This window comes from Sphingomonas sp. Leaf38, assembly GCF_001421825.1.
GTDB lineage: Bacteria > Pseudomonadota > Alphaproteobacteria > Sphingomonadales > Sphingomonadaceae > Sphingomonas.
The window spans coordinates 487,929-512,320 of record NZ_LMLD01000011.1; the positions used below are offsets into that span (position 1 = coordinate 487,929).

The 24,392-nt window shown below is 67.2% G+C and carries 33 protein-coding genes, 1 tRNA gene and 1 pseudogene; 15 read left to right on the forward strand and 20 right to left on the reverse strand.

Translation table 11 applies throughout. The features are described from left to right. Nucleotides 1-39 precede the first annotated feature (39 nt). From ASE88_RS09615 to hisB, 6 genes are all read right to left on the reverse strand, one after another. Nucleotides 40-357 carry a phosphoribosyl-ATP diphosphatase gene (locus tag ASE88_RS09615; protein WP_056477767.1) on the reverse strand — a complete coding sequence of 106 codons (318 nt, stop codon included), beginning with the start codon at nucleotides 355-357 and terminating at the stop codon, nucleotides 40-42. Nucleotides 358-389: 32 nt separating this feature from the next. After that, nucleotides 390-581, reverse strand: coding sequence for a hypothetical protein (locus ASE88_RS09620; RefSeq protein ID WP_056477770.1), 192 nt, complete (start codon nucleotides 579-581; stop codon nucleotides 390-392). A 4-nt stretch (nucleotides 582-585) separates the two neighbouring features. Further along, on the reverse strand, nucleotides 586-1,359 hold the full coding sequence (hisF, locus tag ASE88_RS09625; protein WP_056477772.1) for an imidazole glycerol phosphate synthase subunit HisF: 774 nt from the start codon (nucleotides 1,357-1,359) through the stop codon (nucleotides 586-588). A gap of 244 nt (nucleotides 1,360-1,603) precedes the next feature. Continuing rightward, the gene (gene hisA, locus ASE88_RS09630) at nucleotides 1,604-2,338 is read right to left on the reverse strand and encodes a 1-(5-phosphoribosyl)-5-[(5-phosphoribosylamino)methylideneamino]imidazole-4-carboxamide isomerase (protein WP_056477774.1); all 735 of its coding nucleotides are present in this window, start codon (nucleotides 2,336-2,338) and stop codon (nucleotides 1,604-1,606) included. Then, nucleotides 2,335-2,940, reverse strand: coding sequence for an imidazole glycerol phosphate synthase subunit HisH (hisH, locus tag ASE88_RS09635; RefSeq protein WP_056477776.1), 606 nt, complete (start codon nucleotides 2,938-2,940; stop codon nucleotides 2,335-2,337). The genes hisA and hisH overlap by 4 nt, the downstream gene beginning before the upstream one ends. After that, a complete protein-coding gene (gene hisB / locus ASE88_RS09640) occupies nucleotides 2,937-3,524 on the reverse strand; it encodes an imidazoleglycerol-phosphate dehydratase HisB (RefSeq protein WP_056477777.1) in 588 nt (195 codons plus the stop codon). Before hisB ends, hisH begins: the two co-directional genes overlap by 4 nt. 71 nt (nucleotides 3,525-3,595) lie before the next feature. On the opposite strand from hisB, the gene ASE88_RS09645 reads away from it, so the two are divergent. The 5 genes from ASE88_RS09645 to gmk all read left to right on the forward strand — a co-directional run bounded on the left by ASE88_RS09645 (nucleotide 3,596) and on the right by gmk (nucleotide 6,962). Further along, complete coding sequence (locus ASE88_RS09645) at nucleotides 3,596-4,081, forward strand: SspB family protein (RefSeq protein WP_055873918.1); 486 nt, start codon at nucleotides 3,596-3,598, stop codon at nucleotides 4,079-4,081. Nucleotides 4,082-4,261: 180 nt separating this feature from the next. Next, complete coding sequence (gene fumC / locus ASE88_RS09650; RefSeq protein WP_056477779.1) at nucleotides 4,262-5,653, forward strand: class II fumarate hydratase; 1,392 nt, start codon at nucleotides 4,262-4,264, stop codon at nucleotides 5,651-5,653. Between the two features lie 177 nt (nucleotides 5,654-5,830). Continuing rightward, entirely contained in the window at nucleotides 5,831-6,043 is a 213-nt protein-coding gene (locus ASE88_RS09655) for a hypothetical protein (RefSeq protein WP_037530644.1), read from the forward strand. Further along, entirely contained in the window at nucleotides 6,040-6,240 is a 201-nt protein-coding gene (locus ASE88_RS09660) for a hypothetical protein (protein WP_055873913.1), read from the forward strand. The genes ASE88_RS09655 and ASE88_RS09660 overlap by 4 nt, the downstream gene beginning before the upstream one ends. 71 nt (nucleotides 6,241-6,311) lie before the next feature. After that, entirely contained in the window at nucleotides 6,312-6,962 is a 651-nt protein-coding gene (gene gmk, locus ASE88_RS09665; RefSeq protein ID WP_055873910.1) for a guanylate kinase, read from the forward strand. 88 nt (nucleotides 6,963-7,050) lie between these two features. Here gmk and ASE88_RS09670 read toward each other — a convergent pair whose 3' ends face one another. Genes ASE88_RS09670 through ASE88_RS09680 form a run of 3 tightly spaced genes read right to left on the reverse strand, consistent with a single transcriptional unit; the run spans nucleotide 7,051 to nucleotide 8,602 of the window. Further along, nucleotides 7,051-7,731 (reverse strand): ATP12 family chaperone protein, encoded by a 681-nt coding sequence (locus ASE88_RS09670; RefSeq protein WP_056477781.1) that lies wholly within the window; start codon nucleotides 7,729-7,731, stop codon nucleotides 7,051-7,053. Continuing rightward, the gene (locus ASE88_RS09675) at nucleotides 7,728-7,946 is read right to left on the reverse strand and encodes a hypothetical protein (protein WP_056477782.1); all 219 of its coding nucleotides are present in this window, start codon (nucleotides 7,944-7,946) and stop codon (nucleotides 7,728-7,730) included. The genes ASE88_RS09670 and ASE88_RS09675 overlap by 4 nt, the downstream gene beginning before the upstream one ends. Beyond that, entirely contained in the window at nucleotides 7,943-8,602 is a 660-nt protein-coding gene (locus ASE88_RS09680; protein ID WP_056477784.1) for an HAD-IA family hydrolase, read from the reverse strand. Before ASE88_RS09680 ends, ASE88_RS09675 begins: the two co-directional genes overlap by 4 nt. Before the next feature lie 113 nt (nucleotides 8,603-8,715). On the opposite strand from ASE88_RS09680, the gene ASE88_RS09685 reads away from it, so the two are divergent. Further along, the gene (locus ASE88_RS09685; protein ID WP_056477786.1) at nucleotides 8,716-9,210 is read left to right on the forward strand and encodes a DUF1440 domain-containing protein; all 495 of its coding nucleotides are present in this window, start codon (nucleotides 8,716-8,718) and stop codon (nucleotides 9,208-9,210) included. 271 nt (nucleotides 9,211-9,481) lie between these two features. Here ASE88_RS09685 and ASE88_RS09690 read toward each other — a convergent pair whose 3' ends face one another. The 3 genes from ASE88_RS09690 to ASE88_RS09700 form a co-directional block, all read right to left on the reverse strand. Then, the gene (locus ASE88_RS09690) at nucleotides 9,482-10,783 is read right to left on the reverse strand and encodes an RluA family pseudouridine synthase (protein WP_056477789.1); all 1,302 of its coding nucleotides are present in this window, start codon (nucleotides 10,781-10,783) and stop codon (nucleotides 9,482-9,484) included. After that, on the reverse strand, nucleotides 10,780-11,154 hold the full coding sequence (gene crcB, locus ASE88_RS09695) for a fluoride efflux transporter CrcB (RefSeq protein ID WP_055873893.1): 375 nt from the start codon (nucleotides 11,152-11,154) through the stop codon (nucleotides 10,780-10,782). The genes ASE88_RS09690 and crcB overlap by 4 nt, the downstream gene beginning before the upstream one ends. Nucleotides 11,155-11,491: 337 nt before the next feature. Further along, nucleotides 11,492-12,223, reverse strand: a complete 732-nt coding sequence (locus tag ASE88_RS09700; protein WP_156357000.1) for a hypothetical protein — start codon at nucleotides 12,221-12,223, stop codon at nucleotides 11,492-11,494. 150 nt (nucleotides 12,224-12,373) lie between these two features. Between ASE88_RS09700 and ASE88_RS09705 the strand changes: the two genes are divergently transcribed. After that, entirely contained in the window at nucleotides 12,374-12,595 is a 222-nt protein-coding gene (locus tag ASE88_RS09705) for a hypothetical protein (RefSeq protein ID WP_055873887.1), read from the forward strand. Between the two features lie 57 nt (nucleotides 12,596-12,652). Here ASE88_RS09705 and ASE88_RS09710 read toward each other — a convergent pair whose 3' ends face one another. The 3 genes from ASE88_RS09710 to ASE88_RS09720 form a co-directional block, all read right to left on the reverse strand. Beyond that, nucleotides 12,653-13,249: a glycine zipper 2TM domain-containing protein gene (locus tag ASE88_RS09710; protein WP_056477793.1), complete on the reverse strand. Its 597-nt coding sequence runs from the start codon at nucleotides 13,247-13,249 to the stop codon at nucleotides 12,653-12,655. Between the two features lie 107 nt (nucleotides 13,250-13,356). Next, nucleotides 13,357-13,782, reverse strand: coding sequence for an OsmC family protein (locus tag ASE88_RS09715; protein WP_056479333.1), 426 nt, complete (start codon nucleotides 13,780-13,782; stop codon nucleotides 13,357-13,359). Between the two features lie 119 nt (nucleotides 13,783-13,901). Continuing rightward, nucleotides 13,902-14,207, reverse strand: coding sequence for a glycine zipper 2TM domain-containing protein (locus ASE88_RS09720; RefSeq protein WP_055873880.1), 306 nt, complete (start codon nucleotides 14,205-14,207; stop codon nucleotides 13,902-13,904). Nucleotides 14,208-14,367: 160 nt separating this feature from the next. Here ASE88_RS09720 and ASE88_RS09725 point away from each other — a divergent pair, with 160 nt between their 5' ends. Beyond that, entirely contained in the window at nucleotides 14,368-15,021 is a 654-nt protein-coding gene (locus tag ASE88_RS09725; RefSeq protein ID WP_055873877.1) for a trimeric intracellular cation channel family protein, read from the forward strand. Between the two features lie 275 nt (nucleotides 15,022-15,296). On the opposite strand, the gene ASE88_RS09730 is transcribed toward ASE88_RS09725, so the two are convergent. Both ASE88_RS09730 and sppA read right to left on the reverse strand, forming a co-directional pair. Next, nucleotides 15,297-15,881, reverse strand: a complete 585-nt coding sequence (locus ASE88_RS09730; RefSeq protein ID WP_056477794.1) for a GNAT family N-acetyltransferase — start codon at nucleotides 15,879-15,881, stop codon at nucleotides 15,297-15,299. Continuing rightward, nucleotides 15,881-17,827, reverse strand: coding sequence for a signal peptide peptidase SppA (sppA, locus tag ASE88_RS09735; RefSeq protein ID WP_082466453.1), 1,947 nt, complete (start codon nucleotides 17,825-17,827; stop codon nucleotides 15,881-15,883). The genes ASE88_RS09730 and sppA overlap by 1 nt, the downstream gene beginning before the upstream one ends. A gap of 425 nt (nucleotides 17,828-18,252) precedes the next feature. Here sppA and groES point away from each other — a divergent pair, with 425 nt between their 5' ends. Together groES and groL are read left to right on the forward strand one after the other, a co-directional pair. Further along, nucleotides 18,253-18,540: a co-chaperone GroES gene (gene groES / locus ASE88_RS09740; protein WP_055873868.1), complete on the forward strand. Its 288-nt coding sequence runs from the start codon at nucleotides 18,253-18,255 to the stop codon at nucleotides 18,538-18,540. An 86-nt stretch (nucleotides 18,541-18,626) separates the two neighbouring features. Next, a complete protein-coding gene (gene groL, locus ASE88_RS09745; RefSeq protein WP_055873865.1) occupies nucleotides 18,627-20,273 on the forward strand; it encodes a chaperonin GroEL in 1,647 nt (548 codons plus the stop codon). A gap of 39 nt (nucleotides 20,274-20,312) precedes the next feature. On the opposite strand, the gene ASE88_RS19880 is transcribed toward groL, so the two are convergent. Next, the gene (locus tag ASE88_RS19880) at nucleotides 20,313-20,717 is read right to left on the reverse strand and encodes a hypothetical protein (RefSeq protein WP_056477798.1); all 405 of its coding nucleotides are present in this window, start codon (nucleotides 20,715-20,717) and stop codon (nucleotides 20,313-20,315) included. A gap of 168 nt (nucleotides 20,718-20,885) precedes the next feature. Here ASE88_RS19880 and ASE88_RS19885 point away from each other — a divergent pair. Then, a pseudogene (locus ASE88_RS19885) lies at nucleotides 20,886-20,972 on the forward strand (LuxR family transcriptional regulator); the annotation flags it as partial. A 155-nt stretch (nucleotides 20,973-21,127) separates the two neighbouring features. On the opposite strand, the gene ASE88_RS19495 reads toward ASE88_RS19885, so the two are convergent. Next, on the reverse strand, nucleotides 21,128-21,433 hold the full coding sequence (locus tag ASE88_RS19495; protein WP_235527896.1) for a hypothetical protein: 306 nt from the start codon (nucleotides 21,431-21,433) through the stop codon (nucleotides 21,128-21,130). Nucleotides 21,434-21,473: 40 nt separating this feature from the next. Here ASE88_RS19495 and ASE88_RS19500 point away from each other — a divergent pair, with 40 nt between their 5' ends. From ASE88_RS19500 to ASE88_RS09765, 3 genes are read left to right on the forward strand one after another with little or no spacing between them, the layout of a single operon-like run. After that, nucleotides 21,474-21,839, forward strand: a complete 366-nt coding sequence (locus ASE88_RS19500; RefSeq protein ID WP_235527897.1) for a hypothetical protein — start codon at nucleotides 21,474-21,476, stop codon at nucleotides 21,837-21,839. A gap of 58 nt (nucleotides 21,840-21,897) precedes the next feature. Beyond that, entirely contained in the window at nucleotides 21,898-22,353 is a 456-nt protein-coding gene (locus ASE88_RS09760; protein ID WP_056477815.1) for a hypothetical protein, read from the forward strand. A 9-nt stretch (nucleotides 22,354-22,362) separates the two neighbouring features. Continuing rightward, a complete protein-coding gene (locus tag ASE88_RS09765) occupies nucleotides 22,363-22,803 on the forward strand; it encodes a winged helix DNA-binding protein (RefSeq protein ID WP_082466455.1) in 441 nt (146 codons plus the stop codon). Between the two features lie 26 nt (nucleotides 22,804-22,829). Here ASE88_RS09765 and ASE88_RS09770 read toward each other — a convergent pair. Further along, nucleotides 22,830-22,903, reverse strand: a tRNA-Gly gene (locus ASE88_RS09770). 118 nt (nucleotides 22,904-23,021) lie between these two features. Between ASE88_RS09770 and ASE88_RS09775 the strand changes: the two genes are divergently transcribed. After that, nucleotides 23,022-24,296, forward strand: a complete 1,275-nt coding sequence (locus tag ASE88_RS09775; RefSeq protein ID WP_055873853.1) for a methyltransferase family protein — start codon at nucleotides 23,022-23,024, stop codon at nucleotides 24,294-24,296. Nucleotides 24,297-24,392: the final 96 nt, after the last annotated feature.

Here is a 24,392-nt window from a genome sequence, read left to right on the forward strand (position 1 = left end):
CCCTCCCCCGACCCCTCCCGCAAGCGGAAGGGGAGTAGGTCAGCCGGTCCGCGCGGCCTTCTCGACCAGCCCGCCAACCCCCTCGCGGCGCACGAGCTCCGCGCGCACGTCGTCGAGGCTCAGCCCCGCATCCGCGAGCAGCACCGCCAGATGAAACATCAGATCCGCCGCTTCGGGCACGATGCTCGCGTCGTCACCCGAGCACGCCGCGATCACGGTCTCGACGGCTTCCTCGCCGAGCTTCTGCGCGATCTTGGGCCGGCCTCGTGCGAACAGGCTGGCGGTGTAGCTGGTGTCGGCGGGCGCATCGCGGCGTGCGCGGATGGTCGCCTCGAGGCGGTCGAATACGGGGTCCATGCGCTGCGTGCTGACGCAGCGCGGCAGGCGGGTCAATCCTTCTCGACGTGGGCCTTCTTGGTCGAGGCCGTCTTTGCGAACCGCTTGCGCAGCGCTCGCCGTACCATCCACACGCCCGCCACCGCGACCACGAAGAGCGCGATGTCCGACAGTTCGGGCCCGGTGCGCGGATGGACGATGCCGCTATGCCCCGACTGCACCGCGACAAGGGGCAGGGCGATCATCGGATCAGGCCGACCGAACGGGGGTCCGCACCGGGATCCCCGCCGCCGCCAGCGCCGCATGCGCATCGCCGATCGAGGCCTGCCCGAAATGGAAGATCGACGCGGCCAGCACCGCGCTCGCATGCCCGTCGCGGATGCCCGCGACCAGATCGTCGAGCCCGCCGACTCCGCCGCTGGCGACCACCGGTACGCCGACCCGGTCCGAAATCGCCCGGATCAGGTCGAGGTCGTAGCCACTCCGCGTGCCGTCGCGGTCCATCGAGGTGACGAGCAATTCGCCCGCGCCGAGGTCGGCGAGCTTCAGCGCGTGGGCAACCGCGTCGATCCCGGTCGCGCGTCGGCCGCCATGCGTGAACACTTCCCAGCCTTCACCCGACCGCCGCGCGTCGACGCTGGCGACGCAGCACTGGCTGCCGAAGCGTTCGGCGATATCGGCGACCAGCTCGGGCCGCTCGACCGCGGCGGAATTGACCGCGACCTTGTCCGCGCCCGCCAGCAACAGCGCGCGCGCATCGTCCGCCGTCCGCACGCCGCCGCCGACGGTCAGCGGCATGAAGCACACCGCCGCCGTCCGCCGCACCACGTCGAGGATAGTCCCGCGGCCCTCGTGGCTGGCGCCGATATCGAGGAAGCACAGTTCGTCCGCCCCTGCGGCGTCATAGGCGCGCGCCTGCTCGACCGGATCGCCGGCGTCGCGCAGCTCGACGAAGTTCACGCCCTTCACGACGCGGCCATCGGCGACGTCGAGACAGGGGATGACTCGGGCGCGGACGGTCATGCGGTTGGCCGAAGAATTTGGTCACGCGGAGACGCGGAGCCGCGGAGACGCGGCGGAGCCGCTAAGAAGGCGATTTCGCGCAGAGGCGCAGAGAACGCAGAGAAGAGGGGGAGCAGCGAAGCCCGCAGGATACCGACGCCGGTAGCAAAAAGATGAATGCTGCCGCGCACTACCTCCGCGTTCTCTGCGCCTCTGCGCGAAAAACTTTCCCTATCTCCGCGTCTCCGCGTCTCCGCGTGACCCCTCATGCGGCCTTCGCCACGCTCAAGGCCGCCGCGAGATCGAGCCGCCCGTCGTACAGCGCCCGCCCGGTAATCACGCCCTCGACCCCGTCACGGACATGCAGCGCCAGCACATGGATCTCGGCGATGCCCTTGACCCCGCCGCTCGCGATCACCGGGATGTCGACCGAGCGCGCAAGGTCGACGGTCGCCTCGACGTTGCAGCCCTTGAGCATCCCGTCGCGGCCGACGTCGGTGAACAGCAACGACGCCACGCCCGCATCCTCGAACCGGCGCGCGAGATCGACCGCGCTGGTCGTCGAGACGTCGGCCCAGCCCTTGGTCGCGACCATGCCGTCCTTGGCATCGACCGCGACGACGATGCCGCCGGGAAAATCCTTCGCCACGCCGCGCACGAAGTCGGGATCTTCCAGTGCCGCTGTGCCGATCACGACTCGCGACACGCCCAGATCGAACCAGCCCTCGACATTGGCGCGCGTGCGGATGCCGCCGCCGAGTTGCACATGCCCCGGAAACTGCGCGACGATCGCGCGCACCGCGTCGCCATTGACCGACGCGCCCGCAAACGCACCGTCGAGATCGACGACGTGCAGATGCTCGGCACCTGCATCGGCAAAGAGCATCGCCTGCGCCGCGGGATCGTCGCCATAGACGGTCGCGCGGTCCATATCGCCCTCGGCGAGGCGGACGACCTGCCCGGCCTTGAGGTCGATCGCGGGGAAGATGATGAGGCTCATGGCCGCCACTCCAGGAAACGTTCGAGCAAGGCCAAGCCGTAGCGCTGGCTCTTCTCTGGATGAAATTGCACGCCGATCATCGTGTCGCGACCGATCGCCGCGGTGACCGCGCCGGCATGCTCGGTGGTTGCGAGGATATCGGCGCCTTCAAACGCGAAACTGTGCAGGAAATACGCCTCGCCCGGCTCGATCAGCGGATGCGCGGTGGTCGGGACGACGTCGTTCCAGCCCATATGCGGCACCTTCGCGTCGCTGCTGCCCGACTCCAGACGGCGGACTCGCCCGCCGACCCAGCCGAGCCCGGCATGCGTCCCCATCTCTTCGCCGGCCTCGGCCATCAGCTGCATGCCGACGCAGATACCGAGAAACGGCGCGCCCTCGTCGCGCACGCGTCGGTTCAGCGCCTCGACCATCCCCGGCACCGCGCGCAACGCGGCGGCGCACGCGCCATAAGCCCCGACGCCGGGCAGCACGATGCGGTCCGCCTTTGCGACGACATCCGCGTCGGCGGTGACGATCAGGTCGCTACAGCCCGCGGTGCGCAGCGCGTTCTCGACCGAATGGAGATTGCCCGCGCCGTAATCGATCAGCGCGAGCGTCACAGTATCCCCTTGGTCGACGGGATCGCGTCGGCCTTGCGCGGGTCGATCTCGATCGCGGTGCGCAGCGCGCGCGCGACGCCCTTGAACGCGGCCTCGGCGATGTGATGATTGTTGGTGCCGTACAGCGTCTCGACGTGCAGCGTGATGCCCGCGGCCTGCGCGAAGCTGTGGAAGAAATGCTCGAACATCTCGGTGTCCATGCCGCCAAGGCGCGTCTGCGAGAACAGGTCCTTCCACACCAGCCACGGCCGCCCCGAAATATCGAGCGCTACGCGAGTCAACGTCTCGTCCATCGGCGACAGCGCATCGCCGTACCGCGTGATGCCGCGCTTGTCGCCGAGCGCCTGCGCGAACGCCTGGCCGATCGCGATGCCGGTATCCTCGACGGTGTGATGCTCGTCGATGTGCAGGTCGCCCTTGGTGCGGACGGTGAGGTCGATCAGCGAATGGCGCGACAATTGTTCGAGCATGTGATCGAAGAAACCGACCCCGGTCTCGACGTCGTAAACGCCGGTCCCGTCGAGGTTTATGGTAACGTCGATCGCCGTCTCGGCGGTGGAGCGGGAAATCGTGGCGGTGCGCATTCCGACTCCCATAACGGACCGTACGGCGCATGCAATCTTGACCGGCATCCGAATACCGCTACCCAGAGGGAATGAGCGATGGACTGCCCGATAGCCTGATTCCGTACGACGAGATCGTGCAAGAAGCCCTGCGTGCCGTGGTCGGCCGCGTGCTCGGCTCCGTGTCGGAGGCCGGCGGGCTTCCCGGCGAGCATCATTTCTACATCACCTTCAAGACGCAGGCGCCGGGAGTCGACATCCCCAAGCGGCTGATCGAACGCTTCCCGGACGAGATGACGATCGTGATGCAGAACCGCTATTGGGACCTCGTCGTCGACGATACGCGCTTCTCGATCGGCCTCAGCTTCAACCAGGTCCCGTCGAAGCTGGTGATCCCCTATTCGGCGATCACCGCGTTCCAGGATCCCGCGGTCAGCTTCGAACTGCGTTTCCAGGCGCAGGAAGGCGCCGACGAGGCGCTCGGCGAGCATGACGAACCCGAGAATGACGGCCCCACCGCGGTGCCGATCGAGGACGGCTCGAACGTCGTCGCGGTGGATTTCAAGCGGAAGAAGTAGGCTGGAGCGAGGCGATCAGCACGCTGATCGCCGGTCGCACAGCGACGCGAACGGCCGGCCGACGCGCACCGCGCGGTCGACGGCATGGGATTTACTCCCATGTCGGGCTTCTGGCCTCCGCCGCTCCCGACTCTACGGCGTCATACCGGAACAAGCCCGGCATGACGGAGTAGGTACGAGATGACCACCACCCGTACAGAAACCGACTCGATCGGCCCGATCGAAGTCCCCGCCGACGCCTATTGGGGCGCGCAGACCGAGCGATCGGTCGAGAATTTCCCCTTCGGCACCCGCGAACGCATGCCGATCGAGATCGTCCATGCGCTGGCCCTCGTCAAACAGGCCGCGGCGCGCGTGAACCGCACCCACGGCCTCGACGCCACTATCGCCGACGCGATCGAGTCGGCCGCGCAGGAAGTCATCGACGGCACGCTCGACGACCAGTTCCCGCTGGTCATCTGGCAGACCGGCAGCGGCACGCAGTCGAACATGAACGTCAACGAGGTGATCGCCGGGCGCGCCAACGAGGTGCTGACCGGCACGCGCGGCGGCAAGTCGCCGGTCCACCCCAACGACCACGTCAACATGAGCCAGTCGTCGAACGACAGCTTCCCGACCGCGCTCCACATCGCCGCCGCGCTCGCCACGACCCAGCGGCTGATCCCCGCGCTCGACCGGCTCCACGCCGCACTCGATGCGAAGGCCAAGGCCTGGGACGACATCGTCAAGATCGGCCGCACGCACCTGCAGGACGCGACGCCGCTGACGCTCGGCCAGGAATTCTCGGGCTACGCACACCAGCTCTATCGCTGCCGCCACCGGATCGAGCCCGCGATCGGCCACGGCATGGTCATCCTCGCGCAGGGCGGCACCGCGGTCGGCACCGGCCTCAACGCGCCGCACGGCTTCGGTGATGCGTTCGCGGCGGAGGTGGCGACGATCACCGGCCTGCCGTTCGTCAGCGCGCGCAACAAGTTCGAGGCGCTCGCCTCGAACGATCCGCTCGTCCACCTTTCGGGCACGCTCAACACGCTCGCGGTCGCGCTGACCAAGATCGCCAACGATATCCGCCTGCTGGGCTCTGGCCCGCGCTGCGGCTTCGGCGAGATCGACCTGCCCGCCAACGAGCCCGGCAGCTCGATCATGCCCGGCAAGGTCAACCCCACGCAGTGCGAGATGCTGACGATGGTCGCCGGCCAGGTGATGGGCAACCATGTCGCGGCAACGGTCGGCGGAATGCAGGGCCATCTCGAGTTGAACGTGTTCAAGCCGCTGATCGGCGCGAACGTGCTGCGCTCAATCGACCTGCTCGCGACCGCGATGGAAGGATTCGCGGAGCGCTGCGTCGACGGCATCGAACCCAATCGCGACCGCATCGCCGACCTGCTCGATCGCTCGCTGATGCTGGTGACCGCGCTCGCCCCCGAAATCGGCTACGACGCGGCGGCGAAGATCGCCAAGCACGCGCACGCCGAGGGGCTGACGCTGAAGGGGGCGGGGCTCGCGCTCGGGCTGGTCGATGCGGAGACGTTCGACCGAGTCGTCATCCCCGAATCGATGCTCGGACGATAACGCCCCCCCCAAATTCCGTTCGTGCTGAGCGAAGTCGAAGCACCGTCGCTTGCGGCACACCCTTCGACTGCGCTCAGGGCGAACGGAAAGGGGGGCGAACGGAAGGGGGCGGGGCGCATCTGCGGGAACCCAAACGCCCCTCGCGCGCTAACCCGCCACACGCGAAGGAGAAATTACGTGGGCGCAACGACCATAGGCGCGCTGATCGGCGCAGGCATCGATTCGCTTAGCGGCGATGACGGCAACGCGGACGGCGCAATCATCGGTGCGGTGACCGCCAACGTGCTCAAAATCGTCGTGCCGCTGGCCGTGACCTACGCGATCGGCTGGGCGGTGCTGCGCGGTGCAGCGGAACTCAAGGACCAGGTTTTCGGAGAGGTTAAGTCATGATCGGACGTATCATCAGTGCATTGGTTGGCCGCGAAATGGGTCGTCGCGAAGGCTCGGGCGGCGCATCGGGCGCGGTCAAGGGCGTGGTCGCAATGAGCGTACTGCGTCGCATGGGCCCGCTCGGCATGGTCCTCGGCGGCGGCTATGCGGCCAAGAAGGCGTATGACCGCAACAAGGCGCGCAAGGCAGGCTACTGACCGCCGTCTGAATGACACAAGCGGGCCGCGCATGGGTTGACGCCCATGCGCAGTCCGCGGCAAGGGCGCGCATGCCCCACACACTTCCGTCCGACCCGCATGGTTTCCGTCGCCGCGGCGTCCTGTTCGTCCTGTCCTCGCCCTCCGGCGCCGGCAAGTCGACGATCGCGCGCCGCCTGCTCGCCGACGAGCACGAGCTGGAGATGTCGGTCTCGGTGACGACTCGGTCGATGCGGCCGGGCGAAGTCGACGGCAAGGATTACCATTTCACCGATCTCGAGGGCTTTCGCGACATGGTCGCGAAGGACGAGTTCCTCGAATGGGCGCACGTCTTCAACCACCGCTACGGCACCCCGCGCGCGCAGGTCGAGGAGATGCTGGCGGCCGGCAAGGACGTGCTGTTCGACATCGACTGGCAGGGCGCACAGCAGCTGTTCCAGATCGCCGGTGGCGACGTCGTCCGCGTCTTCATCTTCCCGCCCTCGATGGAAGAACTCCACCGCCGCCTCACCAGCCGCGGCACCGACTCGACCGAAGTGATCGACGCGCGCATGTCGCGTGCGGCGAACGAGGTCAGTCACTGGGACGGTTATGACTATGTCCTGGTCAACGACGACGTGGACAGCTGCATCCGCGGCGTGAAGACGATCCTTGCCGCCGAACGCCTCAAGCGCTCGCGGCAAACGGGGCTGATAGGCTTCATCCGCCGCCTGACTCGCTAAGCTCCCCGGTGCTCCTGCGAACGCAGGAGCCCAGGATACCAGGCGCTATCCCTAGTAACCCTGGGCTCCTGCGTTCGCAGGAGAACGGCTAGAGCATCCCCAGAAACGCCACCCCGCGCGCGAACTCCTGGCGCTTGAGTTCGCGCAGCTCGGCCGCCTGCCAGTCCTCGCCCCACATTTCGATCGACCAGTCCTCGTCGAGACCCGCCGCCGCCCAGGCCGCGTCGGCATCGATCTCGCCCTCGATCAGCGCCAGCCCGATCACCAGCGATCCCGTCAGCGTCACCACCGGCGACAGTCCCGCCAGCCGGAAATCGTCATACGCCGCGACCGCCTCGTGCAGCCGGGCGATCGTCGCGGGGGCCTGCGCAACGTGCATCACCCCCGCGGTCACCGCGAACGTCACGTCGTACCGGCCGCGCGCCCAGTCTAGCAGCGGATCCCATGCCGCCGCCTGCCGCTCGACCAGCAACGGCGGCCCCTCGGCGCGGTAGCAGAGCAGGTCGCTCTCGCCATAGGCCGCCAGCCGCGCGGCGAACTGCGTCGGATCGTTCGCGATCGGATCGGTCGCCGCATTGGCGAGGCCGGTCAGCGGCATCGTCCGCGGATCGATCGTCTCGCCGACGCTGCGCCATTCGTCGGCGACCGCCGCGGCCAGCGCCGCGGTCGGCAGCGCCAGTGGCCGCCGCCCGGGCGTCCGCACCGGTTTGCCGTCGAGCGTCACCACGCGATCCGCATCGATCGCAACGTCTTTCCAGAACCGCTTCATTGGGGTGGACTCCGCCAGCGATGCGCTAGGCTGCGCGGCACGGTCGCGATCATCGCCATCGCCGACAGCACGATCGCCGTCCCGAGGATCTTCGGCCCCATGTCATGCGCGCGCGCGATCAGGATCAGGCCGAGCAACGCCCCTGCCACCCCCGCCATCCGCACGACGACCAGCACGAACCAGCGCCGCTGCGCCAGTTTCTCCGGGTCGGTCATGGCCGCGCGACCATATGCAGCAGCTCAGGCACCGCGCTCGCGACGACGTCCGCCCCCGCATCCGACAGTTCGTGGACCGCGTGATAGCCCCAGGCGACGCCGACCGCGCGCACCCGCGCCGCGCGCGCCATCGCCATGTCGAAGCTCGTATCACCGATCATCGCGGTCGTCGCCGCGGTCGCACCCGCTTCGGCGATCGCCGCGAACAGCATCGCCGGATCGGGCTTCGACGGATGGCGATCGGCGGTCTGCAACGTCACGAACCGGTCGGTGATCCCGTGCGCGGCAAGGATGTGCGCGAGCCCGCGGTCCGACTTCCCCGTCGCGACGCCCAGCACCCAGCCATCGTCGGCGAGCGTCGTCAGCACGTCGGCGATGCCGTCGAACAACGGCTCGTCGGCCAGTTCGCCGCTCGCGCGCATCGCATGGAACGCGGCCTTGTAGTCGGCGGCGAGCGAACGATGCAGCGCCTCGCCGGCCTGTGGCAGCAGCACCTGCATCGCCTCGACGAGGCTGAGCCCGACGATCCGTCGGATTTCGCCACGCGGCGGCGGGACGAGCCCGGCCTGCTGAAACGCACGCTCGCACGCGACGCAGATATTCGCCTGGCTGTCGACGAGCGTGCCGTCGCAATCGAACACGGCAAGGCGGATCATGGGATTTTCCAACGCATCCCCGCCTCGTAGATCAGCCGGGCGAACGAGGGAACGCCAAACCGGAACGCGCCTCGTCCTCGACGGTTCGTCTCGCAGACTTTTGGAGATTCACGATGGCGCACGCACCGACCGACACCCCGAACATCTGGGCCGCCGCTGCGGCAGGGCTGGTCGCGGGGCTCGCCGCGTCGTTCGTGATGGATCGTTTCCAGGCGGGCGTCGCCGCGCTCTCGTCGTCGGACAGCGACGCGGAACCCGCGACCGAAAAGGCGGCGGACAAGGTCTCTCAGGTGGTGGTGGGTCATGATCTCCCCGACGATCGCAAGCCGCTCGCCGGGCAGGCGGTGCACTACGCGCTCGGGGCAGGGCGGGGGATCGTCTACGCGGTCGCGGCCGAATACCGGCCGGCGGTGACGGCGGGGTACGGCACTGCGTTCGCGCTGGCGAACACCGCGCTGCTCGACGAGGCAGCGGTGCCCGCGGTGGGTTTTGGCAACGCCCCCTGGAAGACCGCGCCGTCGACGCATCTGTACAGCGTCGCGTCGCATATGGTGTTCGGGACGGTGACCGAAGCCGTGCGGCGGCTGCTGCGCGGGTGGATGAGGTAGGCAGTCACGCGCCCCATCACTGTTCCCCCGCGAAGGCGGGGGCCCAGGAATCAAGCAGTGCTACGACCATGGCTCCTGGACCCCCGCCTTCGCGGGGGAACGGGTAGTGGAGGACCGCCCCCCCCAACACCCGCTCCACCCCGGCGAAGGCCGGGGCCCAATTGGGGGACGGTGCTAACGGAGGGCATCGCTCCGTTACCGCAACCTCTCCAATTGGGCCCCGGCCTGCGCCGGGGTGGTGTGTGGCTCGCGTACCGGTCCGTCCGCTAGATCAGCGCGAACCCGGCCCCGTACGCGGCCCACTCGGCTTCCCCCCCGAACGCCCCCGGCCGCCGGGCTTGGCACCCTCGACCCGAGGCCCACTCCGCGGCGCCCCGAACTTCGACCCGGCCCCCGTCCGAGGCCCGCCCGTCTTGGGCGCCCCCGGCTTACCGCCAGCCGGCTTCTTGTCCTCGACAACCCCGCGCCCACGCCGCTCACCTTTACGCTCTTTCCGAACCGACTTCGCATGCGCCTTCGCCCGCGACTTCATCTGCTCGCGCGACGGCGGCGTCTTCTCGTCGAGCTGCAGCGCGTCGCCGAGCTTCTCGTCGAAGCCCAGCTGCTTCAGGCTTTCCTCGAAATGCGTCGGCAGCCCGGCGGTCACGTCGATCGACCCGCCATCGGGATGATCCACCTTGATGCGCCGCGCATGCAGATGCATTTTCCGCGAGATCCCGCCGGTCAGGAACGCCGCCGCGCCGCCATATTTCCCGTCGCCGACGATCGGATGCCCGATTGCCGCCATGTGCACGCGCAGCTGGTGCGTACGCCCGGTAAACGGCTGCAACTCTACCCACGCCGCACGGTTGCCCGCACGCTCGATCACGCGGTAGCGCGTCCGCGCGGGTGCGCCCTCGGCCTCGTCGACGTGCATCTTCTCGCCGCCGGTACCCGGCTGCTTGCCGATCGGCAGCTCGATCATGCCGTCCTCGATCGACGGCACGTCGACCACCAGCGCCCAATACACCTTCCGCGCGGTACGGCCCGAAAACGCCTTGGCGAAGAACGCCGCCGCGCGGCTCGTCCGCGCCACCAGCAGCGCGCCCGACGTATCCTTGTCGAGCCGGTGGACCAGCTTGGGCCGGCCCTCATTGTCATATTGGAGCCCGTCGAGCAGCCCGTCGACATGCTGCGTCGTCTTGGTGCCGCCCTGCGTCGCGAGGCCCGGCGGCTTGTTCAGCACGAACGCCTGGAAATCCTTGTGGATGACCATGCCCTGCGCGAGCTCGGTCTCTTCGTCCGACAGGATCACGCGTTCACGGACGCGCCGGGGCTTGTCGACGTCGGCCGCAGCCTTGTCGGCCTCGGGCGGCGGCACGCGGAGCATCTGGCCCGCCGCGATCCGGTCGCCCGGAGTCGCACGCGCGCCGTCGACGCGCAACTGGCCGGTGCGCGCCCACATCGCCACCGTCGTGAAGCTCGTGTCGGGCAGATGCCGCTTGAACCACCGGTCGAGCCGGATGCCGTCATCGTCGAACCCGACGTTGAACTCCCGAAAACCGGAGTCGCTATCGTTTTTGCCCGCGGTCATGCGATGGCCCTTACTGCGGTGAGACCCGCGAATACTGCGACGATCGAGCCGATCACCGAAAGGAGAATATAGCCGAACGCGACGCCGATCGCGCCCCGCTCGATCAACGTGACGACGTCGAGCGAGAAGCTTGAAAACGTCGTGAAGCCGCCCAGGACGCCGACCGCGAGCAGCAGGCGCCACGCCTCCGACGCGGTGTTCCGCGCCAGCACGCCGACCAGCACGCCCATCAGCAGTCCGCCGATCAGGTTCACCGCCAGCGTACCGAACGGATAGTCCGGTCCGAGCAGCGCCGTCATCGCGCGACCGGTCAGATAGCGCGCGCCGGAACCGACCGCGCCACCGACCATGACATAAAGAAGGGGAAACATCGCCGCGCCCTAGCGCGAATCGCGTCGAACGGAAAGGTGGGCCGGGGCGAGGGGCGAGGTGGGGACAGGCAGGCTCCCTCCGCGTCCGCTTGCGATCATCGCGCGAGCATCTGTCCCACCCTGTTTCCCCGCGGAGGCGGGGATCCAGCCTGGCCTCCTGCGTCCGCGGGAGCCCAGGTGAGGGAAGCTGCAGTTTTCCCCTATCCACCCCGGCGAAGGCCGGGGCCCAATTGGAAAGGTAGCAGTGACAAGGGGCCGCGCTCAGTTAGCAGCGCTTCCCAACTCGGCCCCGGCCTCCGCCGGGGTGGCATAATCGCGGACCAACGCCACCCGACCCTCACCGACCAGCGTTGGACACCATATCCACATCGCTCCCGCCGCCAGGCCGCGCGGTGACATACACGACATACGCGTCGTTCCCCCGAACCCCGCCCAGCACATGCTGCCGCCCGTCGGTGCTATGCCCCGCCGAATAGCCCGCCGCCCGGGCGCGCGTGTAATAATAATCGAGCATCTTCTGCATCGGCGCGCTGCTCGAGAAACTCACGACGCGCAGGCGACAGCCGTCGCGATCCGCCCCCGCCGCCTCGGTCAACCGCGCGCCCGGATAGAGCGGCAGGTCCGCCGGCAACCGGTTCGCCCATCCCGCCGAATAGCCGATCTTGGTCGCACACGCCCCCGCGTCCGGGGTTTTCTGCGCCTCGGCCAGCGCGCCAAGCGTCAATGCCGCGTTCGCCGTCCTGCATTCGGGGCAGTCGTTCGACGCCGCGGGCGCGCGCTGCAGCGTCTTCGGATCGACCGAATCGGCCTCCAGTGGCCCCTCGGGCGGCACCGCGCCGTTATCCGGGCGCGGTGCCGGTCGCACCGCATCGGTATTCGCCGACTGCGTCAGACGCGGATCCACCATGATCTGTGCGCCGAGCGATTCGCCCACCGCCGGATCGCGGACCGATCCATTGGTCAGCTCGGCATCGAGGCTGTTGAGATCCTGCTGGTCGGTCGAGGACTGTCCACACGACGCCAGTGCAAGCGGCAAGAGAACGAGGGCGGGGCGGAAGGAAACGCTCATCACCAACATTCTATGCGCGAACGGTGGTGAAGAAAGCGTTTTACGCGCGGTTCGCCCCGCTGTGTCGACTTGGTCGTTAGATCCAGCGCTGTCCGGTCCGTCTTCGCGCGCCATCTTGCTCCGACGCCTGCCCGCCGCCATGTTCCGCTCATGCTGAACCTCGTCTCCATCCTCATCGGCCTCGTCACCCTGGTGCTCGGCCTCGTCGCCTTCATTCCGCTGCTCGGCTGGATGAACTGGCTCGTCATCCCGATCGGGATCGTCGGGGCGGCGGTCGGCGCGCTTTCCTCGAGCAGCGGCGGCCGCAACCTCAACATCGTCCTGATTATCATCTTCGCGCTCCGCCTCAGCCTTGGCGGCGGCATCATCTGACGCAAAAAAGGGCCCGGCGTTTCTGCCGGGCCCTTCTGTCGGATCAACTATACCGGATCAGCGGCAGCGCACGTTGCCGCGATCGATCGACTGGCCGAGCACCGCGCCGCCGCCCGCGCCGATCAGCGTGCCGAGCAACTGCGAGCCACCGCCCGCGATCACGTTGCCCAGCGCACCACCTGCGAGGCCACCGATGATCAGCCCCGTCGTGCCGTCGTTGCGACGGCAATAATACCGCCCGTTGCCGCCGCGATAGATGCGGTCGTTGCGACCCAGGCGGCGCTCCTGGTAATAGCGGCCGTCGCGATAATAACGGTCGGCGAAATAGCCGCGCTGGCCCCGCTCGTAGCGGTTGTAATCATAGCCGCGATATTGCTGCCAATTGCCGTTGCGTCCGTTGTCGCGGCGGATGTCACGGATGTCGCCGCGGCGATCCTGGCGTGCGTCGCGCACCTCTTCGCGATACTCGCGCCGCGCATCGCGCACGTCGCCGCGCGAATCGGCATCCCGCAGGTCGCGGCGATAGTCGCGCCGCGCGTCGCGGACCTGGTCGTTATATTCGCGGTTGGCGCCCCGGACCGTCGATTGCGCGGTCGCGGGGATCGCGCCGAACGCCGTGGCGGCAAGGGCCGCCGAGAGAATGGCAATACGCATTGTTCGTCTCCTGCTTCAATGCGCAGAGAACGGCCGGCCGAAGCGGGAGTTGCGTGAACCGCAAACTACACCGCGTTCAGCCGGCCGAAAGACTTACACCATTGAAATCAGGCGAGGTTATGCTCGAGCGTGATGTCAGCATTGAGCACCTTCGACACCGGGCAGTTCGCCTTGGCATCGGCGGCGATCGCCTCGAACTCGTCCTTCGAGATACCCTCGACCTTGGCGTTCAGCGTGAGGGCGGACTTGGTGATCTTGAAGCCGTCGCCATCCTTGTCGAGCGTCACCTTCGCCGAGGTTTCGAGCGTACCCGCCTCATAGCCCTTGCCCGCGAGCGCGAAGCTCAGCGCCATCGTGAAGCAGCTCGCATGCGCCGCCGCGATCAGTTCCTCGGGGTTGGTGCCCGGCTCGTTCTCGAACCGCGTGTTGAAGCCGTAGGGGCTGTCGGAGAGCACGCCCGACTGCGTCGAGACATGACCCTTGCCGCTCTTGCCAAGGCCTTCATACTTTGCCGAACCGCTGCGTGTGGTCATCATGTGATCCTTCGTATGATTAAGAAAAAGGGCGCCGCGGTTTCCCACGACGCCCTCCTCCAACGCATGACGACCGAATTAGCGGCATCGAATTTGCCGCTGACAGTCAGTGAGGCGTCTTAGCGGCAACGACGATTGTTGTTGCTCGTGCCCTTGTCGATCGCGCGACCGGCGAGACCGCCGAGGACCGCGCCACCCAGCGTGCCGACCGTACGGTCGCCGCGCGTGTCGACCGTGCGGCCGAGGAGCGCGCCGCCGACGCCGCCGATGATCGTGCCGGTCGTGCCGTTGCTCTTCTTGCAATAGACGCGGCCGTCGCGGCCACGCCATTCGCGACGATCGCGCGCATCTGCGGCCGAAACCGGGATCAGGACGGTCGGCAGGACCATGGCGCTGCAGCCGAGAGCGAGAATGAGTTTACGCATGATTGAACTCCCTAGTGAATTGATCTGCTGGTGTAACGACGTGACTATACCGCCGGTTGCATGAACCAAAAACAACACCCCGTTCATCTTCGTTCAGGGTTGGCGAGCCGGGTCGAGGCTTGTGCTTTACGCTGTAGGGCGGGGCGGTTACGCCGGCCCGATGTTGCCCGTCCCGCTGCCCGTCGAGATCCTGCCCGCCCAGCTGCTGCCGGTTGCGGCGCCCTGGTTCGACCTAGCCGGCCTCGCGGTGTTCGCCGCGTCGGGCGCGCTGGCGGCGGCCAAGCGGGGGCAGACCTTCGTGACGCTCGTTTTCTTCGGCCTCATCACCGGCGTCGGCGGCGGCACGGTACGCGACCTGTTGATCGGCGCGCCGGTCTTCTGGGTGCACGACGCGCGCGCGGCGACCGTGTGCCTGGGCATGGCGCTGCTGATCTGGGTGACGCCCGAACGCTGGTGGAAGGGCGAGGCGCTGGGCTGGTTCGACGCGGTCGGGCTGGCGGCCTACGCGGTCTACGGCGCGGCAAAGGCGCTCGGCTACGGCGTGCCGCCCGTGCCCGCGGCGCTGATGGGCGTGATGACCGCGTGCGTCGGCGGTATCATCCGCGACGTGCTGGCGGGTGAACCCTCGATCCTGATGCGGCCCGAGCTGTACGTGACCGCGGCGGCGCTGGCGTCGGCGAGTTATGTGGGGCTGGTGTTGCTCGGTATGCCCCTGTCCTGGGCCGCAGTCATCGCAGCCAGCGCGGGCTTCACACTCCGCGCCGCCGCGATCCGCTTCCACCTCGCGCTGCCGGCCTATGGTGGGCGTCGCTAACGCAGCCCGCTTCCAGCGCTAGCAGCATGTGTCCCCGCGAAGGCGGGGACCCAGTCCGGGCTCCCGCCTTTGCGGGAGAACAAGGAGGGGCAGGGGGTATCGCCCCGCACGCAATCGCCCCCCGCACATACCCCCACCCCGGCGAAGGCCGGGGCCCAAATGGGGGACGTCGCTGATGTGCGTAGCGATCCGTTACTCCAACCTTTCCAGTTGGGCCCCGGCCTTCGCCGGGGTGGGGCAGGAGTTTGCGAGCGCCTGAAGCACGGGCGAAGGAATCACCCCCGCACCACGCCGACATCCGCAAAGCGCCGCGGCTCGACCGGCGGCACCGCGGGGTCATTCAGCTGGCATTGCCAATGACCCACATCGATCCACCGGCCATTCTTGTACCCAACCTCGCGGTACACGCCCGCGCGCCGGAACCCGACCGCCTCGTGCAGCTTGATCGATGAGTCATTGGGTAGCGCGATCGCGCCGATCGCCTGCGTGAAGCCCTGCGCGCGCAGCGTATCGATCAGCGCCTCGTACAATAGCCGCCCCGCACCCTGGCGCTGCGCCGCGTCCGCGACATAGACCGTGGTCTCGCACGCGAACCGGTACGCCTCGCGCTTGTGAAACGGCGCGGCATAGGCATAGGCCAGCACGCCGCCCTCGGCGCCGATCGTTGCGACCAGCCACGGGTACAGCCCGTCCGATGCCGCCATCCGAGCGCGCATCTGTCGTGCATCGGGCGGGTCGGTCTCGAACGACACGGTGCCGACCAGCACGTGCGGCGCATAGATCGCCGCGATCGACGCCGCATCCTCGGGACCCGCGGCGCGAATGACGATGCCGCCCCCGTTGGCAGAGGCGGCGACCATCAGAACCCGATCCGAGCCAGCAACAGGTCGAGCAGCCTGGCATCCCCGAAGCCCGCGGTCGTCGGCCCCATCCCGCCGCACTCCAGGCAGCGCGCCTGGACCGAACCCGACGTCGCCAGCCGCTTCATGTCGCCAACCGCGCGCGCGAGCATCTGGCGACGGTCCGCCGCGACATGCGCGAACGCATCGCCGCCGCCCGCATCGTCATCGCTGCCGTCATTGCCAAAATCCTGCGCGATCGTCGCGAGAAAGCCCGGCTTCTTCTCAAGATACTCCGCATGCACCTTGGCCGGATCGAGCTTGGCGCGCTTGGCGGCCTCATCGATCGCGTCCTTGAGCGTGCCGAACCGGTCGACCAGCCCGATCTGCCGCGCGGTGCCGCCATCCCAGACGCGTCCCTGGCCGATCGCGTCGACCCGCGCGGGCGTCATCTTGCGCGACGCGGCGACCCGGCTGACGAACGCGCGGTAGCCGTTCTCGATGCCGGCCTGCGCGATCGCGTCGAACATCGGCGTCGTCCCGCCGGTGATGTCGGGCTGGCCCGACAGCGGCGTGGTCTTCACGCCGTCGCTCGTCACGCCGATCTTGGCGAGCGCGTTCTCGAACGTGGGCACGACGCCGAAGATGCCGATCGAGCCGGTGATCGTGCCGGTTTCGGCAAAGATCACGTCGGCCGGCGTCGACACCCAGTAGCCGCCGCTTGCCGCCAGGCCGCCCATCGACACGACGATCGGCAGCTTCTGGCGCTTGGCCTCGAGGATGGCGAGCCGGATCTGCTCGGACGCCAGCACCGATCCACCCGGCGAATCGACGCGCACGACCAACGCCTTCAGCGTCTTCTTGGCGAGCCCGTCGAGGACTGCCTTCTCGATCGTCTTGCCCGCCGCCTTGCCAGGGCCGCTCTCGCCGTCGACGATCTCACCGGCGATCGTCAGCACGCCGATCGGGTCGCCGCCGGTCGGCAGCGGGTTGGCCTTCACCCAGGTGTCGTAGGTGATGCTGTTGTAATTTCCCGCAGGCTTCTTGTCGTCGGACCCGGCGATCTGCGCGACGCGCCGGCCGAATGCGGTCCGGTCGCCGAGCTTGTCGACGATCCCCGCGCGCAGATTGGCCTGCGCGATGTTGCCGTTGGCGGCGATGATCACCTTGTCGGGTGCGCTCATGAACTGCGCGATCTGCGCCTTGGGGCGGGCCTTCGCGACGGCCTCGCGCCACTGCGAGAACAAAGTCCCGTACAAAGCGGTGCTCGCCGCCTTCGCGTCCTCGCTCTGGTCGGCGCGCGTGTACGGCTCGACGAACGACTTGTAGCGGCCGACCCGGTAGACGTGCGCGTTGACGCCCAGCTTGTCGATCAGGCCCTTATAGTAGAGCTGGTTGCCGCCCGGGCCCATGAAGATCGTGCCGCCCATCGGGTTGACCCACACCTCGCTCGCATTCGCGGCGAGGCGATAGCCGCCATCGGTGTAGGCGGTCGCATAGGCGAGCACCGGCTTGCCACTCGCACGCACGCGCGCGAGTGCGTCGCCGACCTCGCCGAGTGCCGCGGGATATGCTCCGCCAAAGCTGTCGAGATCGAGTACCAGGACCTTCACGCGGCCATCGGTGCGTGCGGTGTCGATCGCGCGCACGACGTCGCGCAGCCGGAACTGGCGAGTCGTGCTCTGCCCCGACAGCGCGGCGAACGCGGCCTGCTCCTCGGGCTGCTCGACGATCGACCCGTTCAGGTCGAGCACCAGCGCGCCATCCTTGATCGCCTTGGTCCCCGGCCGCGCGTTGAGCGCCGCGAAGATCAGGCCGAAGAACAGCAGCATCGCGAGCAGGACGAGCGCGTCCTTGATCGCGACGAGCAGCTTCCACACCCCGCGCACCAGCCGCCACTTCCGCCGCGGGGGGCGGGCTGGATCGGTGTAGGAGGGGGCGTAGGACGGCGCAGCTGTATCGGTCATGGGACGAGAGCTAGAGCAAGCGTGGGGCTTCGTAAATGGCCTGTGTTACGAGGCCAACACAGGGGGCGTCGCCGCGCGGCCCCACTCCAGCCCACCCCGTCATCCCCGCGGACGCGGGGACCCATAGACTCGAACGTCGGCGCTCCTATCGTGACGCCCGCCCGTATCGATTCCCGCGTTCGCGAGGATGACGGCGTATTGGCGCGGGCGGCGAGGCGTTTTTCGGTATCCGTGCTACCAACGTCGGCGTTGTCACTGCGCGCACCCGCTCTTCAGCCACGGTGCCCGAATACCACGCCAGTCGGAAAAAATTTCCGCGGCGGAACCTTTGACATGTCGCCCGGGCGTCCACATATGCCGGGTGTTGGCACTCGGGATCCCTGAGTGCCAGAAATCTGTCACAATCCCAAAAGGACATGGACCCCATGAACTTTCGTCCGTTGCATGATCGCGTGCTGGTGAAGCGCCTCGAAGCCGAAGAGAAGACGGCTGGCGGCATCATCATCCCCGACACCGCCAAGGAAAAGCCGCAGGAAGGCGAAGTCGTCGCCGTCGGCACCGGGACCCGCGCCGAGAACGGCACGATCACCCCGCTCGACGTCAAGGCCGGCGACAAGGTTCTGTTCGGCAAGTGGTCGGGCACCGAGGTCAAGGTCGACGGTGAGGATCTCCTCATCATGAAGGAATCCGACATTCTCGGGATCGTCGGCTAACACCGATTCAGGCGCGCGGGAGCGGTTTTCGACCCCTGCGTAAGCGTGAACTTCGTGAACTTCCACATTTTGAAAGGGCAGCTGACATGGCTTCCAAGGACGTAAAATTCGGTCGTGACGCGCGTGAGCGCATCCTCCGCGGCGTCGACATCCTCGCCGACGCAGTCAAGGTGACCTTGGGCCCCAAGGGCCGCAACGTCGTCATCGACAAGAGCTTCGGCGCACCGCGCATCACCAAGGACGGCGTCACCGTCGCCAAGGAGATCGAGCTCAAGGACAAGTTCGAGAACATGGGCGCGCAGATGCTGCGCGAAGTGGCCTCGAAGACCAACGACATAGCCGGTGACGGCACGACCACCGCGACGGTTCTGGCGCAGGCCATCGTCCGCGAGGGCATGAAGTCGGTCGCAGCGGGCATGAACCCGATGGATCTGAAGCGCGGCATCGATCTCGCCGTCGTCAAGGTCGTCGAGGACGTCAAGGCGCGTTCGAAGCCGGTTTCGGGTTCGAAGGAAGTGGCGCAGGTCGGCATCATCTCGGCGAATGGCGACCGTGAAGTCGGCGAGAAGATCGCCGAAGCCATGGAGAAGGTCGGCAAGGAAGGCGTGATCACCGTCGAGGAAGCCAAGGGTCTCGAATTCGAGCTCGACGTCGTCGAAGGCATGCAGTTCGACCGCGGCTATCTCTCGCCCTACTTCATCACCAACCCCGAGAAGATGACCGTCGAGCTTCAGGATCCCTACATCCTGATCCACGAGAAGAAGCTCAGCAACCTGCAGGCGATGCTCCCGATCCTGGAAGCCGTCGTTCAGTCGGGTCGCCCGCTCCTGATCATCGCCGAGGACATCGAGGGTGAGGCGCTCGCCACGCTCGTCGTCAACAAGCTGCGCGGCGGCCTGAAGGTCGCAGCGGTCAAGGCACCAGGCTTCGGCGATCGTCGCAAGGCGATGCTCGAGGACATCGCGATCCTGACCAAGGGCGAGATGATCTCGGAAGACCTCGGCATCAAGCTCGAGACCGTCACGCTCGGCATGCTCGGCACCGCCAAGCGCGTCACGATCGACAAGGACAACACCGTCATCGTCGACGGTGCCGGCGATCATGACTCGATCAAGGGCCGCACCGAAGCGATCCGTCAGCAGATCGAGAACACGACCAGCGACTATGACAAGGAGAAGCTCCAGGAGCGTCTCGCCAAGCTCGCCGGTGGCGTTGCTGTGATCAAGGTCGGCGGTTCGTCGGAAGTCGAAGTCAAGGAGCGCAAGGATCGCGTCGACGACGCGCTGCACGCAACCCGCGCAGCCGTCGAAGAAGGCATCGTCCCCGGTGGTGGTACGGCTTTGCTGTACGCGACCAAGGTTCTCGACGGCCTGACCGGTGCGAACGAAGACCAGACGCGCGGTATCGACATCGTCCGCAAGTCGCTGACGGCTCTGGTTCGCCAGATCGCGCAGAATGCGGGTCATGACGGTGCGGTGGTTTCGGGCAAGCTGCTCGACGGCAACGACTCGAACATCGGCTTCAACGCCGCGACCGACACCTACGAGAACCTGGTGGAAGCCGGCGTGATCGATCCGACCAAGGTCGTCCGCACCGCGCTGCAGAACGCAGCATCGGTCGCAGGCCTCCTGATCACGACCGAAGCGGCCGTGAGCGAAATGGCCGAAGACAAGCCCGCCATGCCCATGGGCGGCGGCGGCGGCATGGGCGGCATGGGCGGCATGGACTTCTGATCTTCGACCGGGGCAGCGAAGGCTGCCCCGGACAGAAAATCAGAACGGCCGGCGGGCTGGTGGCATGGCTACCAGTCCCGTCCGACGAACGCGCCGGCTTTGCCGGTCCTCCGTTCCGACCAAGACGACCAAGGCAAAGGGCCGGGGAGCAATCCCCGGCCCTTTGTCTGTCCACGTGATAGAAATAACCATCCACGCACGACCGCAGTCCGCGTCGATCCCGCCCGCCGCCGCGCCGAAGTCGATGACGTCCTTGATATGGGATTCGGTGGCGCCAAGGCCGAGTTCGAAGATGCCCTGATCGCCCGCTGGAATGAGGGGCCTGCCCGCATGCCCGCTAATCTCCCGATACCTCTCGAAACGACGCTCGACGGCGCCGACTTCGCCACCCGTATCGGCGGGCGGACGATGCGTTTCGCCGACGTGAGCCTCTGTACTAAACATTCTAGGTTCCCCCAATTGCCTGTCATTGGCAGGCGATCGGGCTAGGCCAGCGAGTCGGCCATCAAGGCTTTCTCGCTCTTTCAACGCGTTGCGCCGCCGCGGCTTGGAAACCCTGTCCTGACGCACGTGAATGGTGCAACGGCGCCGCGTTCGCGCTACCATCGCGGCATGACCGCAGGACGCATCGAGCAGTTGACCGAAGCCCAGCGTGCCTGTCTGCGGCTGGTGCTGACGCATCACAATTCGAAGGAAATCGCGGCGCGGTTCAACGTGTCGCCCTCGGCAATCGACAAGCGGATCGAGCGCGCGGTCCAGATTCTTGGCGTCGGCACCCGGTTCGAAGCTGCGCGCCGTCTCCAACAGCACGAGCAAGGCGGTGGCAATCAAAGCGGGGATACCCTCCTTCAGGATCATCCCCCGGCGGTGCCGCCGACATACGAACGTCTCCCATCCGAACCATTCGACGTTCCCAATCCCCCCGTCCGACCGGCAGGAATCTTTGCGACCGAGCCGTGGGGGCTTGTTCGCCGCTTCCTGGGATTGTCCCAGGGCAGCGGTTCGAGGGGTATGGCGCGCAACCGGGTTCCGGTCGGCGACAGGCTGGTACGACTGGTCGGGCTCGTGGGCTTGATCGCCATCACTTCGATGGCGCTCGTGAACATGGCGATGACGTTGACCACGCTGTTGCGGGCAACCCGGATCAGCGCTGCGCCCATACACGGCACCGAACGCTCGGGGCCAACGGGGAGACTTTCGATGTTGAAACAGCGACGCGATGCCACCGATGCGGTAACCGACATCTTCCTGAAGGCCGAGACGGCGGTCGACGAAGCGGCGATGCTGGCCGCGTCTTGCGTATCGACGCTGCTTCAGCAGCGGGTTGCCGCGAACCTGCCGGTAGGAACAGGCACCGCGGCCCTGCAGCTGGTTTCGCAGGCCTCGTTCGACATGATCAACGCGCGTCAGCGCTTCGTCGAGGCACATCGCGCGCTGGTCGATGTCCGTGCCGACATCGGGCTTGGCCAATTCTATGGCTATGGCGACACCGCGAAGTGCCCGCCCAACGAAGGCGCGTTGCAGGGTACCGTCGAGACGCCGCGTCGCTTGGCGGCGGTCGCCTGAACGACCGATCTCGGTCCGGCTTCGTCAGGTTCGGAGATACGCGTTGGATCGAGTTTGGGTGTTTTATGCGATCCAGATCGGAGCGTCGGGATATGCGCTCTGGCGCGGCGGTGCGCCGGAGCGATTGACCGGACTGGCGCTGCTGATCGCAGCCGTGTCGACCGGGTTGCTCCAGCGCGACTTTCCTTCGCCGTTCTCGGGGGTGGAAGTCGGCGTGATGGTCGTCGATGTGCTGCTGCTCCTGGCGATGATCGGCATCACGCTGCATGCTGATCGGTTCTGGCCAGCCTGGATCACCGCGCTGCATGCGCTGGGGTCCGGAGCGCATCTTGCCAAGGCGATCAGCCCCGAGGTGATCCGGCTTGTCTACGCGGTGCTCGCCGCGGCCTGGAGCTATCCCATCGTCCTGGTGCTGGTGATCGGTACGATGCGGCACTCGCAACGGATCCGGACGCGGGGCTGGGATCTCGACTGGAGCCGGCAGGATCCCACGTTCGGACAACCTTCATTCTGAAAGGTGCTCATGACCTACGTCCTTGCCCTGGCGCCGCTGCTGACGCCGCTCGCCACCCCGATCGCCGCACCCGCGCGCAAGACCAAGGACTGTGCGTTCGCCCCGGTCTTACCCCAGGCCCAGCTCGCGCAGATAGCGAAGCGCCTTTACGAGGTGCGCCAGATGCGCGCCGACATTCTGGGCGATGCGCTGTTTTCCGAGCCAGCCTGGGATATCCTGCTCGATCTGTTCATCTCGGAACACGAGGAACGCCAGCTCAGCGTCTCCGCCGTTTGCATCGGTGCACGATCGCCATCGGCCACCGCGCTCCGCTATCTGTCGATGCTGCAGGACGCCGGCCTGGTCGACCGCACGCGCGACGAGCGCGATGGCCGCCGGTCGCACGTCCGGCTGACCACGCAAGGGCGGCGGCGGATGGCAATGCTGTTGGGGCGGCTCGTAACGCCATGATCGCGAGCTTTGGCTCTGGATGTAAATGGAGCGGGTAACGGGAATCGAACCCGTGTATTCAGCTTGGAAGGCTGCTGTACTACCATTGTACTATACCCGCCCGATGTGCCGGAGCGAGCGAAGGAACTAGCGTCGCCGCGCACTCGGCGCAAGCGCCCGTGTGACCGCATCCGAACATGCTTCATGGCTTCATTACCATTTTACGCTAGGCCTCGGGCATGGATCACGACCCAGCGATTGCCGTTTCCGCCACGCCCGATCCCCGACCGAAATCCGCGGTCAGCCATGGGGCGGGGCTGGCGGGGCTGGTCGGCGTGCTGGTCTGGATCGGGCTGGCACGGCATTACGGGATGGACGGGCCCTATTCGGCGCTGACCAACGTCGCCGCGTGCGGCCTGCCGATGATTCTCTGGTCGCTGCTCGTCGACAAGGTCCATCTGAGCTCGACCACCGGCATCGACTGGTCGGCGCGCAAGCCATGGCGCGAGACGCTCGACCCGAGCCTGACCAAGCTGGCCGGTTTATGGGCGACATGGGCGGCGATTGCGGTGATCTATGGCGCCGGGCGGTTCTATTGGCAGGGCAATTTCGCGTTTGCGATGTGGTGCTTTACCAACGCGGCGCCGATCCTGTTCGTCGTGTCGATCCCCTATGTCCTCTGGATCGACCGCTATCTGGTCGATCCGCGCGACGGCGCCTGGCATCTCGGTGCCTGGATGACCGGGCAGGCTGGGGTGGAGCCCGAGGCGATTTACGGACACCTGCGCGCCTGGGGGGTGAAGACGTTCTTCCTCGCGTTCATGCTGGCGATCGTGCCGCCGGGGTTCGGCGATTTCGTCCGCGGCGATGTGGCGACCGTGCTCCACGATCCGGTCGCGCTGTCGAGCTGGCTGGTGACGTTGATGTTCCTGATCGACGTGGCGTTCGCGACGGTGGGGTATCTGCTGACGTTCCGCCCGCTCGATTCGCACATCCGCAGCGCCAACCCGTTCGCGGCGGCGTGGCTGCCCGCGCTGATGTGCTATCCGCCGTTCATCCTGATGACCCCCGGCGGTCCGCTCGATTATCATCCCGGCACGTCGGACTGGGCCTATTGGTTTCAGGGCCATCCGATCCTGCTCGCGCTGATCGGCGCGATCCTGGTCGGGCTGACCGCGATCTACGCCTGGGCGACGATGGCATTCGGCTTCCGGTTCTCGAACCTCACCAACCGCGGCATCCTCACGCACGGCCCCTATGCGGTGTCGCGCCATCCGGCCTATCTGTCGAAGAACCTGTTCTGGTGGCTGTCGACGATCCCCGTACTGACGCTCGGCAGCATGGTCGACGCGACTCGCGCCACGCTGTTGATGGCGGCGGTGAGCGGCGTCTATTACTGGCGCGCCAAGACCGAGGAGCGCCATCTGAAGCTCGATCCCGCCTATCGCGCCTATGACGACTGGATGGCGCGCAACGGCCTCGTCCCGCGGCTGTTCGCAAAACTGCGCGGCTGATTCCCCTCCCGCTTGCGGGAGGGGTTAGGGGAGGGGCTGACCCACGCCGTGCCCGAAGCGCCTGCGGCCAAAACCCCCCCCCCCCCCCCCCCCCCC

What these genes read in the sequence shown, in the direction of transcription:
- ASE88_RS09615 (WP_056477767.1), bottom strand. Translation starts at nt 357, where the DNA reads ATGGACCCCGTATTCGACCGCCTCGAGGCGACCATCCGCGCACGCCGC.
- ASE88_RS09620 (WP_056477770.1), bottom strand. Translation starts at nt 581, where the DNA reads ATGATCGCCCTGCCCCTTGTCGCGGTGCAGTCGGGGCATAGCGGCATC.
- hisF (WP_056477772.1), bottom strand. Translation starts at nt 1,359, where the DNA reads ATGACCGTCCGCGCCCGAGTCATCCCCTGTCTCGACGTCGCCGATGGC.
- hisA (WP_056477774.1), bottom strand. Translation starts at nt 2,338, where the DNA reads ATGAGCCTCATCATCTTCCCCGCGATCGACCTCAAGGCCGGGCAGGTC.
- hisB (WP_056477777.1), bottom strand. Translation starts at nt 3,524, where the DNA reads ATGCGCACCGCCACGATTTCCCGCTCCACCGCCGAGACGGCGATCGAC.
- ASE88_RS09645 (WP_055873918.1), top strand. Translation starts at nt 3,596, where the DNA reads ATGAGCGATGGACTGCCCGATAGCCTGATTCCGTACGACGAGATCGTG.
- fumC (WP_056477779.1), top strand. Translation starts at nt 4,262, where the DNA reads ATGACCACCACCCGTACAGAAACCGACTCGATCGGCCCGATCGAAGTC.
- ASE88_RS09660 (WP_055873913.1), top strand. Translation starts at nt 6,040, where the DNA reads ATGATCGGACGTATCATCAGTGCATTGGTTGGCCGCGAAATGGGTCGT.
- gmk (WP_055873910.1), top strand. Translation starts at nt 6,312, where the DNA reads ATGCCCCACACACTTCCGTCCGACCCGCATGGTTTCCGTCGCCGCGGC.
- ASE88_RS09670 (WP_056477781.1), bottom strand. Translation starts at nt 7,731, where the DNA reads ATGAAGCGGTTCTGGAAAGACGTTGCGATCGATGCGGATCGCGTGGTG.
- ASE88_RS09675 (WP_056477782.1), bottom strand. Translation starts at nt 7,946, where the DNA reads ATGACCGACCCGGAGAAACTGGCGCAGCGGCGCTGGTTCGTGCTGGTC.
- ASE88_RS09680 (WP_056477784.1), bottom strand. Translation starts at nt 8,602, where the DNA reads ATGATCCGCCTTGCCGTGTTCGATTGCGACGGCACGCTCGTCGACAGC.
- ASE88_RS09685 (WP_056477786.1), top strand. Translation starts at nt 8,716, where the DNA reads ATGGCGCACGCACCGACCGACACCCCGAACATCTGGGCCGCCGCTGCG.
- ASE88_RS09690 (WP_056477789.1), bottom strand. Translation starts at nt 10,783, where the DNA reads ATGACCGCGGGCAAAAACGATAGCGACTCCGGTTTTCGGGAGTTCAAC.
- crcB (WP_055873893.1), bottom strand. Translation starts at nt 11,154, where the DNA reads ATGTTTCCCCTTCTTTATGTCATGGTCGGTGGCGCGGTCGGTTCCGGC.
- ASE88_RS09700 (WP_156357000.1), bottom strand. Translation starts at nt 12,223, where the DNA reads ATGAGCGTTTCCTTCCGCCCCGCCCTCGTTCTCTTGCCGCTTGCACTG.
- ASE88_RS09705 (WP_055873887.1), top strand. Translation starts at nt 12,374, where the DNA reads ATGCTGAACCTCGTCTCCATCCTCATCGGCCTCGTCACCCTGGTGCTC.
- ASE88_RS09710 (WP_056477793.1), bottom strand. Translation starts at nt 13,249, where the DNA reads ATGCGTATTGCCATTCTCTCGGCGGCCCTTGCCGCCACGGCGTTCGGC.
- ASE88_RS09715 (WP_056479333.1), bottom strand. Translation starts at nt 13,782, where the DNA reads ATGACCACACGCAGCGGTTCGGCAAAGTATGAAGGCCTTGGCAAGAGC.
- ASE88_RS09720 (WP_055873880.1), bottom strand. Translation starts at nt 14,207, where the DNA reads ATGCGTAAACTCATTCTCGCTCTCGGCTGCAGCGCCATGGTCCTGCCG.
- ASE88_RS09725 (WP_055873877.1), top strand. Translation starts at nt 14,368, where the DNA reads ATGTTGCCCGTCCCGCTGCCCGTCGAGATCCTGCCCGCCCAGCTGCTG.
- ASE88_RS09730 (WP_056477794.1), bottom strand. Translation starts at nt 15,881, where the DNA reads ATGGTCGCCGCCTCTGCCAACGGGGGCGGCATCGTCATTCGCGCCGCG.
- sppA (WP_082466453.1), bottom strand. Translation starts at nt 17,827, where the DNA reads ATGACCGATACAGCTGCGCCGTCCTACGCCCCCTCCTACACCGATCCA.
- groES (WP_055873868.1), top strand. Translation starts at nt 18,253, where the DNA reads ATGAACTTTCGTCCGTTGCATGATCGCGTGCTGGTGAAGCGCCTCGAA.
- groL (WP_055873865.1), top strand. Translation starts at nt 18,627, where the DNA reads ATGGCTTCCAAGGACGTAAAATTCGGTCGTGACGCGCGTGAGCGCATC.
- ASE88_RS19880 (WP_056477798.1), bottom strand. Translation starts at nt 20,717, where the DNA reads ATGTTTAGTACAGAGGCTCACGTCGGCGAAACGCATCGTCCGCCCGCC.
- ASE88_RS19495 (WP_235527896.1), bottom strand. Translation starts at nt 21,433, where the DNA reads ATGGGCGCAGCGCTGATCCGGGTTGCCCGCAACAGCGTGGTCAACGTC.
- ASE88_RS19500 (WP_235527897.1), top strand. Translation starts at nt 21,474, where the DNA reads ATGTTGAAACAGCGACGCGATGCCACCGATGCGGTAACCGACATCTTC.
- ASE88_RS09765 (WP_082466455.1), top strand. Translation starts at nt 22,363, where the DNA reads ATGACCTACGTCCTTGCCCTGGCGCCGCTGCTGACGCCGCTCGCCACC.
- ASE88_RS09775 (WP_055873853.1), top strand. Translation starts at nt 23,022, where the DNA reads ATGGATCACGACCCAGCGATTGCCGTTTCCGCCACGCCCGATCCCCGA.